This is a genomic window from Pseudonocardia oceanicola, assembly GCF_047200735.1.
In the GTDB taxonomy this organism is placed as follows: Bacteria; Actinomycetota; Actinomycetes; order Mycobacteriales; family Pseudonocardiaceae; genus Pseudonocardia.
This window is the reverse complement of sequence record NZ_JBJZON010000015.1, coordinates 148313-162131: the sequence shown is the minus strand read 5'-3', so window position 1 is coordinate 162131 and position 13819 is coordinate 148313. Positions and strand designations below refer to the sequence as shown.

The window sequence follows — 13819 nt, the reverse complement described above, 5'->3', positions numbered from 1 at the left end:
CTCCGTCACGTGCTCATCCCAGGGTCGCGGCCGCGGCGGCGACGAGCAGGGCCGACGACGTCGCCCCGGGGTCCTGGTGCCCCACGCTCCGCTCGCCCAGGTAGCTCGCCCGGCCCTTGCGGGCGAGCATCGGGATGGTGGCGTCCCGCCCCGCGTCCGCTGCGGTCGATGCCGAGCGGAGCGCGTCGCCGAGGGTGGCGCCGCCCGCGAGGGCCTCGTCGAGGGCGTCGAGCGCGGGAGCCAGCGCGTCGTACATGGTCTTGTCCCCGGCCTCCGGGCGCCCGCGCGCCACGACCCCCTCCAGCCCGGCGCGGAACGCCTTGGCGAAGCCGGCCGGGTCGAGCTCGGTGACCTCGCCCGCGGCCGTCCCGAACCGCAGGAACAGCGTCCCGTAGAGCGGCCCGCTCGCCCCGCCGACCTTGCTGACCAGCGTCATCCCGATCTGCTTGAACGCTGCGCCCACGGTCGCCGGCGGCGCGGCGTCGAGCGCCTCGAGCACCGCTCCCATCCCGCGCGCCATGTTGATCCCGTGGTCGGCGTCGCCGATGGCGGAGTCGAGCGCGGTCAGCTCGTCGCGGTGCTCGGTCACCTGCCGGGCGAACTCGCGCATCCAGCCCAGGAGCTCGTCGGAGGTGGTCATGCGCCCCACCGCAGGCCCGGCGTGCGGACCGGCGCGTCCCACAGGCCGAGCAGGTCGTCGTCGGCGCGGAGCAGGGTGACCGAGCAGCCCGCCATGTCCAGGCTCGTGATGTAGGGGCCGACCAGCGAGCGCGCGATCCGCACCCCGGCCCGCTCGAGCAGCCCCGCGACCTCGCCGTACATCAGGTACAGCTCCATCAGCGGGCTGGCGCCCATGCCGTTGACGAAGCAGATCACGGGCTCGGCGGTGAAGTCCGCGTCGGCCAGGATCGGCTCGACCAGCATCTCCGCGATCTCCTTGGCGGGCGCGAGGGGCACGCGACGACGGCCCGGCTCGCCGTGGATGCCGATGCCGATCTCCATCTCGTCGTCGGGGAGGTCGAAGGTCGGCCGGCCCGCGGCGGGCACGGTGCACGAGGTCAGCGCCATGCCCATGCTGCGCCCGCGGTCGTCGACCTTGCGCGCCACGTCGGCGACCTCGGCGAGACTGCGGCCCTGGTCGGCGGCCGCGCCCACGATCTTCTCCAGCAGCACGGTGGTCCCCACGCCACGGCGCCCGGCGGTGTAGAGACTGTCCTGCACGGCGACGTCGTCGTCGACGACGACGGCCTGGACCTCGACGCCCGTCTTCGCCGCGGCCAGCTCGGCCGCCATCTCGAAGTTCATGACGTCGCCGGTGTAGTTCTTCACGATGTGCAGCACGCCGGCGCCACCGTCGACGCCCTCCGTCGCGGCGACCATCTGGTCCGGGACGGGCGAGGTGAAGACCTCGCCGGCGCACGCGGCGTCGAGCATGCCGGCGCCGACGAACCCGCCGTGCATCGGCTCGTGCCCGGAGCCGCCGCCGGAGACCAGCCCGACCTTGCCCCGGACCGGCGCGTCGCCGCGGAAGACGACCCTGTTCTCGAGGTCGACGCGGAGCTCGGGATGCGCCGCGGCCATTCCCCGGAGCGCCTCGACGACGATGTCGGCCGGGTCGTTGATGAGCTTTTTCATGGGATCCTCCCGCGCACCCGAAGCCCGTTCGGCTATGCCGAAAACCTGTCGGACGCTACTGTGACCTGGCGCACGACACAAGGAGTGAACGGTGATCCAGTCCGTGGACCGGGCCCTGAAGGTGCTGGCGGTGCTGCAGGGGGCGCAGCGGCGCAGTCTCGGGGAGATCGCGACGGGCTGCGGGCTCGCCCCGTCGACCGTGCACGGGCTCGTCCGCACGCTGGTCGCGCACGGCATGGTCGTGCAGGAGCGGGACTCGGGCCTCTACCGGCTCGGTCCGGCCACGCTCCGGCTCGGCAACGTCTACCTGGACAACCTCGAGCTGCGGGCCCGGGCCCGGCCGTGGGCGGAGGACCTGGCCCGGCGCACGGGGTGCGCGGTGCGGGTGGCGGTGGCCCTGCAGCGCGATGCGATCGTGGTCGGCCACGAACCTCGGCCGGACGGGAGTCGGCAGATGACCGAGGTCGGCATCGTGGTGCCGGCCCACGCCTGCGCGGTCGGGAAGGCGCTGCTGGCCTACGGCGCCTGCGAGCCCGCCGAGCGACCGCACCGGATGACGGGCGAGACCGTGACCGAGGCGCGGGAGCTCGACGCGCAGCTGGCCGGGGTGCGCCGCACCGGCCTCGCGACCGAGGTCGAGGAGGCCGTGCTCGGCGAGTGCGGGCTGGGGGCGCCGATCGCCGCGGCCGACGGCGTGATCGCCGGGGCGATCGGGCTCGTCGTGCCCGCCGGGGAGTGGCCGCTGCCGCCCGCGGCGCCGGACGCCCTGCGGCACACCGCCCGGGCGGTCTCCCGCGAGCTCGGCGCCGCCGCCTGGCCCCCGGTCGTCGAGGGCCGGAACGAGGCGGCCTCCTGATCACCGCCGACCGGGACCCGACACCTCCGGCGGCGCGCCGGTCGCAGGGGACGGTCGTGATCGTCGGTCTGGCCCCGTCACGGCCGGTGGCGGCGTGCAGCGGTCCGAACCGGCGATCATGTGGGGGTCCGGGCCACCGCGGTGCCGCCGCCGGCCGCAGGTCGGCGGTCAGCGACGGCGGGTGCGACGGTCCTGCGGAGGGCCGGTGCGGGGGGCGGCGCTGCGCAGTTGGCCCCGGTTCCGGTCACCGTCGAAGCGGGCGTAGGCGTCGACGATCTCGCTGACCAGCCGATGGCGCACCACGTCGCTGCTGGTCAGCTCCGGGAACGCCACGTCGTCCACCCCGAACAGGATGTCCTGGACGACCTGCAGGCCGGACCGGGTGCTGCCCGGCAGGTCGATCTGCGTGACGTCGCCCGTGACCACGATCTTCGAGCCGAAGCCCAGCCGGGTCAGGAACATCTTCATCTGCTCGGGCGTGGTGTTCTGCGCCTCGTCGAGGATGATGAACGCGTCGTTGAGCGTGCGACCGCGCATGTACGCCAACGGCGCGACCTCGATCGTCCCCGCCGCGATGAGCTTCGGGATCGACTCGGGATCGATCATGTCGTGCAGCGCGTCGTACAGCGGACGCAGGTAGGGGTCGATCTTCTCGTAGAGCGTGCCCGGCAGGTAGCCGAGCCGCTCCCCCGCCTCCACGGCCGGGCGGGTGAGGATGATCCGGTTGACCTGCTTGGCCTGCAACGCCTGCACGGCCTTGGCCATCGCCAGGTACGTCTTGCCGGTACCGGCCGGGCCGATGCCGAAGACGATCGTGTTCGCGTCGATCGCGTCGACGTAGCGCTTCTGGTTCAGCGTCTTCGGCCGGATGGTCTTGCCCCGGCGGGAGACGATGTCCAGGCTCAGCACCTCGGCCGGCGACTCGCCGCGCACGGCGGCGACGGCGGGGTCGGCGACGCCGAGCATCTCGACGGTGCGCCGCACGGTGTCCGACCCGACCTGCTGGCCCCGCTCGGCCACCGTGATGAGCTCGGCGAACACGCGCTCGGCGAACGCCACGTCGGCGGGCTCGCCGGAGAGGGTCAGCTCGTTGCCGCGCACGTGCACGTCCGCGGCGAGCAGCTCCTCGGCGGTGCGCAACGACTCGTCACGGGAGCCGAGCAGCGCGAGCAGCGCGGTGTCCGGGACAGCGATGCGGGACTGGACGGGGTCCGGCTGCGTCACGTGATCTGGTCGCCTGCTTCCTGCTGCTCTGCGCTGGGGTCCTGCACCGCGGCCCGGAGGGCCTGTGCCGTGCCCGATGTTACCGCCGGGAACCGACGGCCCGCCCCGCCGTTCGGCCCGGTCGCTCCGGTGCACCGGAGCAGTGCTCCGCGGACGTCCGGCGGACGTCGCCCCGCCGCACGGTGACCCGGACGCCGGGCCAGGGGGTATCTGGTGATCACCGCACTAGTGGCCGCGGAACGCCTCCTGCAGCCACCACGAGCCGCCGTCCGAGGCGATCGTGGCGTGGACCAGCAGCGCCCGGTCGCGCGGGCCCGCCAGCCATTCCTCGACGCCCGTGAGGTCCCCCGGGGCCCGGACCGTCACCGCGTCGAGCCCGTAGCCCCGCCCGATCGCGGCGATGTCGGTCTCCGGGAACACGACGGTCGTGTGGTCGGCCCCCGCGAAGTGGTGCACCTCGGCGCCGTAGGCCCGGTCGTCGTAGACCACGATCACCATCGGGGTCCCGAGCCGGGCCACGGTGTCCAGCTCGGCCGCGCCCATCAGCGCGCCGCCGTCGCCCAGCGCCGCGACGACGAGCCGGTCCGGCCGGGCGAGGGCCGCGCCGACCGCCGTGGCCAGGCCGAGGCCGATCGACTGGTAGCCCTGCGTGAAGCAGAACCCGAGCTCGTCGGGGACCTGCAGGTACGCCGCCGGGTAGCCCATGAAGTTCCCCGAGTCGACGGCGACGACCCGCTCGGCCGGCAGCAGGTCGTCGAGCGCGATCGTCAGCGTGCGCGGGTCGATCCCCTCGGGCCCGGTCAGGTCGGTGTACGGGACGTCCCGCAGGCGTCCGCGGTCGGCGATCGCGTCCCGCACGTCCGGTGTCCGGTAGCCGGTGCGGGGGCCGACCGCCCCGAGCACCTCCGCGGCGGTGGTGGCGACGTCGCCCACCACGCCGAGGTCGACGGACCGGTGGGCGCCGAGCGCGTCGACGTCGAGGTCGACCTGGACCACCCGCGCCCCGTCGCCGATCAGCCGGCCGTGCCGGGTGGTCCACATCGTGAGCGCGCACCCCCACGCGACGACGAGGTCGGCGCCGGCGATCAGCTCGGCCGCGAGCGGCGAGGCGAACCCGCCGGAGATCCCGAGCGACCACGGGTCGTCGTGGAACAGTCCCGAGGCCACCGCCGAGGTCGCGAGCAGTGCGCCGGACGCCTCGGCGAGCGCGCGCAGCTCTTCCCGGGCCCCGCGGGCGCCGCGGCCGGCGACGAAGACCGGCCGCTGCGCCTCGTCGAGCAGGCCGGCGAGTGCGGCCACGGCCTCGGCCGACGCCCGCGGCGGGGCGACGGGCGGGAGCGCGGGCCGGGGCGCCGGTTCGGCCGGGGCGGCCTGGACGTCGAGCGGCAGGTTGAGCACCACCGTGCGGCGCTGCTCGACCGCGGTGCGGTGGGCGCGGACGGTGTCCGCGAGCGCGCTCTCCGGCGAGTGCACCCGCTCGGCGACCGCGCCCACGGCCGTGACCAGCGCGTCCTGGTCGATCCGGAAGTTGGACCGTACGGCCGACCCGGCCGTGTCGGCGGCGAGGACGATCATCGGTGTGCGGCTCTTCGCGGCCTCCGTGATCCCGGTCAGGGCGTTGGTCAGGCCGCAGCCCTGGTGCACGCTGAGCACGGCGGGGCGCCCGGACATCCGCCCGAAGGCGTCCGCCATCGTCGCGGCGCCGCCTTCGTGCCGGGTCGCGGTGAACGGCACCCCTGCCTCCCGCAGGGCGTTCGTGACGTGGAAGTTGCCGCTGCCCACCACCCCGAACGCGTGCCCGACGCCCAGTTTCGCGAGCGTCCCTCCGACCAGCTCGGCGACGATCACGCGACGATCACCTCTCCACCAGGGCCAGCACGCGCGCCGGTGAGCCCGAGCCGCCGACGATCGGCAGCGGCGAGGTGAGCAGCACGGCGCCGGTCGGCGGGAGCGTCGCGAGGTTCTGCAGCTGGGTGAGCCCGTACTTGCCCGCGCCGAGCAGGAAGGAATGGCAGGGGAAGGGCGGGTCGAAGGAGTGCGCGGCACCCGCGTCCGTGCCGACGGTCTCGGTGCCGAACCCGAGGATCGGCGCCTCCTCCGCCAGCCAGGTCGCGCACTCGACCGAGACGCCCGGGGTGTGGGGGCCGTTCGCGTCGGCGTTGAGGAAGGCCTCGGCGTCGGCCGAGCGGGCGTCCCAGCCGGTCCGGTAGAGCAGCCAGCCGCCCTCGGGCAGCGCCCCGTGCTCGGCCTCCCACGCCGTCACGTGGTCGATCTCGAGCAGGAAGTCCGGGTCGGCCGCGGACTCCGCGGAGAAGTCGAGCACCACGGCCGGGGCCAGCAGCCGCGACGCGGGCACCTGGGACACGTCCTCGCCGTCCCGGCCGGTGACCCAGTGGACCGGCGCGTCGAAGTGGGTGCCGCTGTGCTCGCCGGTGTGGATGTCGTTCCAGTACCAGGCCGGACCGCGCTCGTCGTAGCGGCTGATCTCGGACAACGAGAACGGGATCGTGTTCGCGAAGGGGGGCGGCAGCTGCAGGATCGGCGTACCGGAGTGCAGCGGGGCGGTCAGGTCGACGATCTCGACCCGCCGGGAGGACAGAGCGGAGAGCAGCTCCTGCAGGACACCCATGCCCGGACGCTACGGCTCCCCGTGGCGCGCCGCGACGACCGGGGGGAGGATCGTCGCGGCGCGGCCGCCTCGTGTTTCCGGCGGCCCCCGCGGCGCCGAGGACGGGCCGCGGGACCGGGTGCTCACCAGGGGGGTGGGTGAGCCGCCCCGAGCCTAGACCAGTTCCTTGCGCGGTCACGCAGTCGGTGCACGCGCAGCCACGTGGTCCCGGTCACGTCCGCGCCGAGGGGGCCGGCGGCGCCGCGTCCCGCTCGCACCAACGCCCGGTCAGCACACCGATGGCCCCCAGCGCCACCGCAGCGGCGGTCGAGGCGCGCAGCACCTCGGGGCCGAGCCGGACCGGGCGGGCCCCGGCGGCGGCGAGCGTGGCCAGCTCCTCCTCCGACACCCCGCCCTCCGGCCCGACGACGAGCAGCACCTCCCCGTCCGCCGGCAGGTCCGCGGCGGACAGCACGGCGCCCGCGTTCTCGTGCAGCACCAGGGCCGGGCCGCCGCGGGCCGCCAGGTCGGCGGTGCTCACGGGTTCGCCCACCTCCGGGATCCACGGCCGGCGGGCCTGCTTGGCGGCCTCGCGGACGGTCGAGCGCCAGCGCGCGAGCGCCTTCTCGCCGCGGGGCCCCTGCTCCCAGCGCGCGACGCACCGCGCCGCCCGCCACGGCAGGATCGCGTCGACGCCCGCCTCCGTGGCCAGCTCGACGGCCAGCTCGCCGCGGTCCCCCTTCACCAGGGCCTGCGCGAGCACGACCCGCGGCACGGGCGCCGGATGGTGCACGACCTCGTCGAGCGCGAACTCCACCGAGTCCTTGGCGACGGCGAGCGCGTGGGCCCGGCCGACCGCGCCGCGACCGTCGCCGAGCCGCACGACCTCGCCGACCCGGATCCGTTTGACCGCCGCGGCGTGCCGGCCCTCCGGCCCGTCGAGCAGCACGGACCCGGACGCCGGCAGCTCCTCGACGAGGAACAGCGGCGCGGTGCCCACCGGCCGCCCTACCGGAAGGAGTCGCGCAGCCGGGCGAACAGCCCGTGCCCGTTGCGGGCGCCGACGGCCAGGTCCGGCTGCTCCTCGCCGCGCAGCTTGGCGAGCTGACGCAGCAGCTCGGTCTGCTCCTTGTCGAGCTTGGTGGGCACGGTGACGTCGACGTGCACGATCAGATCCCCATGGCCGTCGATGCGGCCCGTGGAGCGCAGCCGCGGCATGCCCTTCCCGCGCAGCGTGCGCAGCGTGCCGGCCTGGGTGCCCGGCTCGACGTGCAGGTCCTCGCTGGAGCCGTCGAGCATCGGCAGCGGGAGCGTGGCCCCCAGCGCGGCCGCGGTCATCGGCAGCGGCAGCCGGACGTGCAGATCCGCGCCGTCGCGCTGGAAGACCTCGTGCGGGATCTCCTCGACCTCGACGTAGAGGTCGCCGGCCGGGCCGCCGCCCGCACCGACCTCGCCCTGGCCCGCCAGCCGCACGCGCATCCCGTCGGCCACCCCGGCCGGGATCCGGACGCCGACGCTGCGCCGCGAGCGCACCCGGCCGTCGCCCGCACACTGCCGGCACGGCTCCGGGATGACCTCGCCGAGCCCGCGGCAGGTCGGGCACGGCCTCGACGTAACGACCTGGCCGAGGAAGGAGCGCTGCACGCTCTGCACCTCGCCGCGGCCCCCGCAGGTGTCGCACGCCTGCGGGTGCGTGCCGGGGGCGCAGCCGTCCCCGCCGCACTCCGAGCAGAGCACCGCGGTGTCCACGGTCAGCTCGCGCTGCACCCCGGTGGCGCACTCCTCCAGGGTCAGCTGCATGCGGATGAGCGCGTCCGCGCCCGGCTGCACGCGGCTGCGCGGCCCCCGCGAGCGGCCGCCCGCCGCGCCGCCGAAGAACGCGTCCATGATGTCGCCGAAGCCGAAGGCGCTGAACGGGTCCGCCCCGCCCGCGCCGCCGCCGCGGCCGTTGTCCAGCGGATCGCCGCCCAGGTCGACGATCCGGCGCTTCTCCGGGTCCGTGAGGACCTCGTAGGCCGCGCTGACCTCGCGGAAGCGCTCCTGCGCCGCCGGCTCCGGGTTGACGTCCGGGTGCAGCTCCCGCGCGAGTTTGCGGTAGGCCCGCTTCAGTTCGGCGGCGTCCGCGCCCGGCTCGACGCCCAGGATGCCGTAGTAGTCCCGTGCCACCCTCGAAGTCCCCATGATCCTTCTGTGCTCGACAGCTCAGTACAGCTCGGTGCTCGACAGCTCAGCCCGGTGGGCCCTAACGCCCCGCCAGGATCTCACCCACGTATCGGGCGACGGCGTGCACCGCCGCCATCGTGCCCGGGTAGTCCATTCGGGTCGGTCCGACCACGCCCATTCCGCCCAGGACGGTGCCCGGCCCGTAGCCGATCGACACGACCGAGGCCGTGTGCAGGTCGGCCGATTCGTTCTCCTCGCCGATCCGCACCGTGACCAGGCCCGGGTCCTGCGCCGCGGCCAGCAGTTTCAGCACCACGACCTGCTCCTCGAGGGCCTCGAGGACCTGCCGCAACGACCCCGGGAAGTCCGCGGTGTTGCGGGTGAGGTTCGCGGTGCCGCCCAGCACCAGCCGCTCCTCCGGGTGCTCCACCAGCGTCTCGATCAGCACGGTGGAGACCGTGAGCACGACGTCGCGCAGCTCGGTCGGCGCCGAGTGCGGCAGCTCCGCGACCCGCGCCGACGCGTCGGCCAGCCGGCGGCCGGCCAACGCCTGGTTGAGCAGCGTGCGCAGCCGGCCTGCGTCCTCCTCGGTGACGACCTGGCCCAGGTCGACCATCCGCTGGTCCACCCGCCCCGAGTCGGTGATCAGGACCAGCATCAGCCGCGCGGGCGTGAGCTGGACGACCTCCAGGTGCCGGACCGTGGAGCGGGTCAGCGTCGGGTACTGGACGACGGCGACCTGCCGGGTCAGCTGCGCGAGCAGCCGGACACTGCGGCGGAGGACGTCGTCGAGGTCGAGCGCGCCCTCCAGGAAGGTCTGGACGGCCTTGCGCTCCGCCGCCGACAGCGGTTTGACCTGGGCCAGCCGGTCGACGAACTGCCGGTAGCCCTTGTCGGTGGGGATGCGGCCGGCGCTGGTGTGCGGCTGGGCGATCAGCCCCTCCTCCTCCAGCACGGCCATGTCGTTGCGGACCGTGGCGCTCGAGACCCCGAGGTTGTGGCGCTCCACGATCGTCTTGGAGCCCACGGGTTCCTGGGTCGAGACGTAGTCCGCCACGATCGCCTGGAGGACCGCGAAGCGGCGTTCGTCGGCGTTCACCGCACACACCTCCCTGCTGACCCGCACACGTCACCGGACGTTCGTCCAGTCTATGCGGAAGCGCCCCCCGATCGCCCGGGCGCGAGGTGTGACCCGGCTCAGGATTCTGCGCCGTCCCCGCTCAACCTCAACCTCCCCTCGCGGGATGCGTGTTCCGGGGGCTGCCCACCGGTGGCCGCGCACGGCCACCGTCCACCTGACCGGGTCGAGCCGCACCTCGACGGGCCGGACCGCGGATCGCGCTGCGCACCGCCCAGGGGACGTCCCACCTCGACGGCCGCCGGGCCCCGGGCCCGTCGCCGCGGGCGGGGAACCTGCCGCGTTTACCGCCGACCACAACAGGTATCGCCCTGCGGGCGGCACGGGCCGTCGGACGGCGTAGGGACGGGGGCGGCGGGGTGACGGGCCTGGCCATCGGGCTGGCCGCGGCGGCGGGACTGGCCGCCGCGGCGGGGGACGTGCTGCAGCGTAGCTCTGCGCGGCACGAGAAGAGCGATCCGCACGAGTCCGTGCGGCTGCTGGTGCGCCTGCTGCGCCGGCCGCTGTGGCTGCTCGGGGTGCTGGTCAGCCTCGGCGGCCTGGTCTCGCACATCACCGCGCTCTCGCTGGGGCAGATCACGGTGGTGCAGCCGCTGCTGGTGACCGAGCTGCCGCTGGCCGTCCTCGGATCCGCGCTCTTCCTCGGCGGCCGGCTCGCGCCCCGGGACTGGGTCGGCGTGGCCCTGCTGGCCGCGTCGCTCGCCGGGTTCGTGTCCCTGCTGTCCCCCGAGGGTGGGCACCCGTTGACCGTCCCCGGACCGGTCTGGGCGATCGGGGCCGGCCTGGTGCTCGGCGTCGTCGCGGTGCTGACCGTGGTCGCCTGGCGGCGCGGGCGGGACACCCGCGCCGCGCTCCTCGGCGTGGCGAGCGGCACGGGCTACGGGCTGAGCGGCGCCTTCTTCTCGGCCGCGGGCCGGCAGGTCGCCCAGCACGGTCCGGCGGCCGTGGTCCTGACCTGGCAGACCTACGCCGCCGTGGCGGTCGGGCTGCTGTCGTTCTACCTATTGCAGAACGCGCTGGCCGCGGGTGCCCTCGTGGCCGTCGAGCCGGGCGTGACGCTGACCAACCCGCTCGTCGCGGTCTCGTGGGGCGTCGTCGTGTTCGGCGAGGCCACGGCGACGGGCTGGCGGCTGGTCGGTGCGCTCGGCTGCGCCGCCCTGATCGTCGTCGGGGTCTTCGTCCTGTCCCGCTCCCCCGCGCTGCAGGCCGGTCGGGGCGGGTGAGCGGCCCGTACGCGGGCTTCACCCGCGCCTGGCAGTCTGGATCCGGATGGCTGCTCCTCGGGTGACGCGACGCTGGGTGCTGGTCGCCGCCGGCACCGCGGCGATCGTCGGCGCGGCCGCGACCACCCTGCCGGCCGGCGGGGCGGACGAGCCCGCCGAGGCCCTGCGCGGGCGGGTGCTGGCCGGGATCCCGCCACACGTCGGCTACGCGGAGAGCACCGGCCGGCTCGGCCTGCCCGAGATCCCGGCGCTGGAGCGGGTCATCGCCCTGTTCACGGGGGTCACGCAGCTGCGGGCGTACGTGGCGGGCCCGGACCTCTGGCGGGTCGACGAGCTCACCCCGGCCGGCGAGCGGGACACCTACCGGCGGGCGGGTCGCGAGTACCTGTGGGACTTCGGCGCGAACCAGCTCACGACCGTCACCGGCGACACCCCGGTCCGGCTGCCCCGGGCCGGCGACCTCGTCCCGGGGGAGCTGGCCCGCCGGCTCGTCGGGCTCACCCGGGCCGACCCCGTCACCTCCCTCGAGCCGCGCCGGATCGCCGGGTGGTCCGCCGCCGGATTCCGGGTCGTGCCGGCCGACCCGGACACCACCGTCGGGCGGATCGACGTCTGGTGCGACCCGTCGTCGGGCCTCCCGCTGCGCGTCGAGGTGGCCGCGCGGACCGACGACCGCCCTCTGCTGTCCACCGAGTTCCTGGAGGTCGCGCTGACCACTCCCGACGACCGCACCCTCACCCCCGCCGTGCCGCCGGGCGCCGGGGTGGTCACCGCCGAGGCCGCGGATCTCGCCGGCGCCCTCCGCCAGCTCGACGCCGCCCCGCCGCCGGTGCGGCTCGCCGGCCGCGATCGTGTCCCGCTCGGCGCCGGGCTGCCCGGCGTCGGGGTGTACGGCGCAGGCGTGTCGGGCTTCGTGCTGGTCCCGGCGTCGCGCGGGATCGCGGACCGGCTGATCGACGGCGCCGCATCGACCGGCGGGGTCGCGGTCGAGGTGCCGGTCGGGCGGGCCGCGCGGGTCAGCACACCGCTGCTGTCGGTCGTCGCGCGCGGGGGGATCCGCCGCGGCGGGGTCCTGCTGGCCGGGACCGTGGCGCCGGAGGTGCTGGAACGGGCGGTGCGCGAGCTGCCGGGACGGCGCACGTGATCGTCGCGACGAGCGGACTCACCAAGCGGTTCGGCCGGGTGACGGCGGTGCGGGATGTCTCGCTGGAGATCCCCCGGGGCGTCCGGTTCGGGCTGCTGGGCCCCAACGGCTCGGGCAAGACCACGCTGGTCCGGATGCTGCTCGGGCTGGTACACGCGACGTCGGGGTCGATCGAGGTGCTCGGCGAACCCGTGCCGCGCCGCGCCCGGTCGGTGCTGCCCCGGGTCGGCGCGCTGGTCGAGGGTCCGGCGGCGTGGTCCCACCTGTCCGGGCGGGCCAACCTGCGGCTGCTCGACGCCGCCGGGCCGGGCGGGCGCCTGCGGGATCGCCGTCGCCGGGTCGACGAGGCCCTGGAACGGGTCGGGCTCGGCGGCGTCGACCGGCGCCCGGTGCGGGCCTACTCCCTCGGCATGCGGCAGCGGCTCGGCATCGCGGCAGCCCTGCTGCGGGAGCCGGAGCTGCTGCTGCTCGACGAGCCGACCAACGGTCTCGACCCGCGCGGCATCCACGAGATCCGGGCGCTGCTGACCTCGCTGAACGAGGCCGGGACCACCGTGGTGCTCTCGTCGCACCTGCTCACCGAGGTCGAGGCGTTGTGCACGCACGTCGGGGTGATGGACGCCGGGCGGCTCGCAGTGACCTCCGAACTCGCGGCGCTGCGCGTCCCCACCGGGCGGGTCCTCGTCCGCACACCCGAGCCCGCGGCCGTCGTCGGGCTGCTGGACGGGCAGGTCGTCGGCCGCAGCGGCGACACGGTCACCGTGCGCGGGGTGGCGCCGGCGGCGCTCAACGCCCGACTGGTCGCCGGCGGGGTGCCGGTGACCGGACTGACCGAGGAACGGCGGACCTTGGAGCAGGTGGTGCTGGAGCTCACCGGGAGCGGAACCGACCGGGTCGACCGCGGCGCGTCCCGCGCCGGGCCGGAGGGGGCACGGTGATCGGCGTCGAGCTGCGGCTCCTGCTGCGCCGGCGGCGGGTGTGGCTGTGCTGGGCCCTGCTGTGCGCGCTGCCGACGCTGGTCGCGATCCTGCTCGCGACGACGCGGCTCGCCCCGCCGCCCGGCCGCGGCGGCGCCTTCCTGTCCGCCGTGGTGAGCAACGGGCAGATCTTCCCGGCGGCGGCGCTCGCACTCGTCATCCCGATCTTCCTGCCGATCACGGTGGCGATCGTCGCGGGCGACACGGTGGCGGGCGAGGCGGCGGCCGGGACGCTGCGCTACCTGCTGGTGCGGCCGGTCGGGCGGGTCCACCTGCTGCTGGCGAAGCTGATCTCCGTGGCCGCGTTCGTGCTGCTCGCGGTGCTGTTCGTGACGCTCGTGTCCTACGTCGTCGGTGTCGCCGCCTTCGGTTTCGGGCCCGAGGCCACGCTGGGCGGCGGCGGGTCGATCCCGTCCCTGTCCGGCGTCGAGCTGACCCCCGCCGACGTCGTCGCCCGGACCGCGGTGACCGTCGGGTACCTGGCGCTGTGCATGCTCGCACTGGGTGCGGTGGGAGTGTTCTTCTCGACGCTCACCGACTCCCCGCTCGCGGCGACCCTCGGGGTGCTGGCGGTCGTGGTGGCCAGCGCCGCGCTGCAGCCCCTCGACGCCGCCGCGGCGATCGAGCCCTACCTGCCGACCTCGCACTGGCTGGCGTGGATCGACCTCTACCGCGCCCCGATCCTCTGGACCGACGTGCGGGAGGGGGTGCTGGTGCAGCTGGCCTACGTCGTCATCGCCTTCGGCGCCGCCTGGGCCAACTTCAGCACCAAGGACGTCACGACGTGAGGCGGTCGAGTTCGCGGGGTGGTGCCTCGAGACCGTGCGGGACGCGGCCGTGATCACCGACCG

The 13819-nt window shown here is 75.3% G+C and carries 13 protein-coding genes; 5 read left to right on the top strand and 8 right to left on the bottom strand.

The features are described from left to right. Positions 1 to 13: 13 nt before the first annotated feature. Together dhaL and dhaK are read right to left on the bottom strand one after the other, a co-directional pair. Entirely contained in the window at positions 14 to 640 is a 627-nt protein-coding gene (dhaL, locus tag ACL02T_RS21255; RefSeq protein WP_412832476.1) for a dihydroxyacetone kinase subunit DhaL, read from the bottom strand. Then, positions 637 to 1635, bottom strand: a complete 999-nt coding sequence (gene dhaK / locus ACL02T_RS21250; RefSeq protein ID WP_412832475.1) for a dihydroxyacetone kinase subunit DhaK — start codon at positions 1633 to 1635, stop codon at positions 637 to 639. Before dhaK ends, dhaL begins: the two co-directional genes overlap by 4 nt. Before the next feature lie 91 nt (positions 1636 to 1726). Here dhaK and ACL02T_RS21245 point away from each other — a divergent pair, with 91 nt between their 5' ends. Further along, entirely contained in the window at positions 1727 to 2491 is a 765-nt protein-coding gene (locus ACL02T_RS21245; protein ID WP_412832474.1) for an IclR family transcriptional regulator, read from the top strand. A gap of 168 nt (positions 2492 to 2659) precedes the next feature. On the opposite strand, the gene ACL02T_RS21240 is transcribed toward ACL02T_RS21245, so the two are convergent. The 6 genes from ACL02T_RS21240 to hrcA form a co-directional block, all read right to left on the bottom strand. Further along, positions 2660 to 3715, bottom strand: coding sequence for a PhoH family protein (locus tag ACL02T_RS21240; protein WP_412832473.1), 1056 nt, complete (start codon positions 3713 to 3715; stop codon positions 2660 to 2662). A gap of 225 nt (positions 3716 to 3940) precedes the next feature. Then, positions 3941 to 5563, bottom strand: coding sequence for a thiamine pyrophosphate-binding protein (locus ACL02T_RS21235; protein ID WP_412832472.1), 1623 nt, complete (start codon positions 5561 to 5563; stop codon positions 3941 to 3943). 7 nt (positions 5564 to 5570) lie between these two features. Continuing rightward, a complete protein-coding gene (locus ACL02T_RS21230; RefSeq protein ID WP_412832471.1) occupies positions 5571 to 6344 on the bottom strand; it encodes a cyclase family protein in 774 nt (257 codons plus the stop codon). A gap of 211 nt (positions 6345 to 6555) precedes the next feature. Further along, on the bottom strand, positions 6556 to 7323 hold the full coding sequence (locus ACL02T_RS21225) for a 16S rRNA (uracil(1498)-N(3))-methyltransferase (protein WP_412832470.1): 768 nt from the start codon (positions 7321 to 7323) through the stop codon (positions 6556 to 6558). A gap of 8 nt (positions 7324 to 7331) precedes the next feature. Continuing rightward, positions 7332 to 8489, bottom strand: coding sequence for a molecular chaperone DnaJ (gene dnaJ / locus ACL02T_RS21220; RefSeq protein WP_412832503.1), 1158 nt, complete (start codon positions 8487 to 8489; stop codon positions 7332 to 7334). A 76-nt stretch (positions 8490 to 8565) separates the two neighbouring features. After that, entirely contained in the window at positions 8566 to 9585 is a 1020-nt protein-coding gene (gene hrcA, locus ACL02T_RS21215; RefSeq protein WP_412832469.1) for a heat-inducible transcriptional repressor HrcA, read from the bottom strand. Positions 9586 to 9983: 398 nt separating this feature from the next. Between hrcA and ACL02T_RS21210 the strand changes: the two genes are divergently transcribed. The 4 genes from ACL02T_RS21210 to ACL02T_RS21195 all read left to right on the top strand — a co-directional run bounded on the left by ACL02T_RS21210 (position 9984) and on the right by ACL02T_RS21195 (position 13756). Then, positions 9984 to 10847: a DMT family transporter gene (locus ACL02T_RS21210; RefSeq protein ID WP_412832468.1), complete on the top strand. Its 864-nt coding sequence runs from the start codon at positions 9984 to 9986 to the stop codon at positions 10845 to 10847. A 61-nt stretch (positions 10848 to 10908) separates the two neighbouring features. Then, positions 10909 to 11991, top strand: coding sequence for a hypothetical protein (locus ACL02T_RS21205; protein WP_412832467.1), 1083 nt, complete (start codon positions 10909 to 10911; stop codon positions 11989 to 11991). Then, a complete protein-coding gene (locus ACL02T_RS21200) occupies positions 11988 to 12929 on the top strand; it encodes an ABC transporter ATP-binding protein (protein WP_412832466.1) in 942 nt (313 codons plus the stop codon). The genes ACL02T_RS21205 and ACL02T_RS21200 overlap by 4 nt, the downstream gene beginning before the upstream one ends. Continuing rightward, positions 12926 to 13756, top strand: coding sequence for an ABC transporter permease (locus ACL02T_RS21195; protein ID WP_412832465.1), 831 nt, complete (start codon positions 12926 to 12928; stop codon positions 13754 to 13756). Before ACL02T_RS21200 ends, ACL02T_RS21195 begins: the two co-directional genes overlap by 4 nt. The last annotated feature ends 63 nt before the right edge of the window (positions 13757 to 13819 follow it).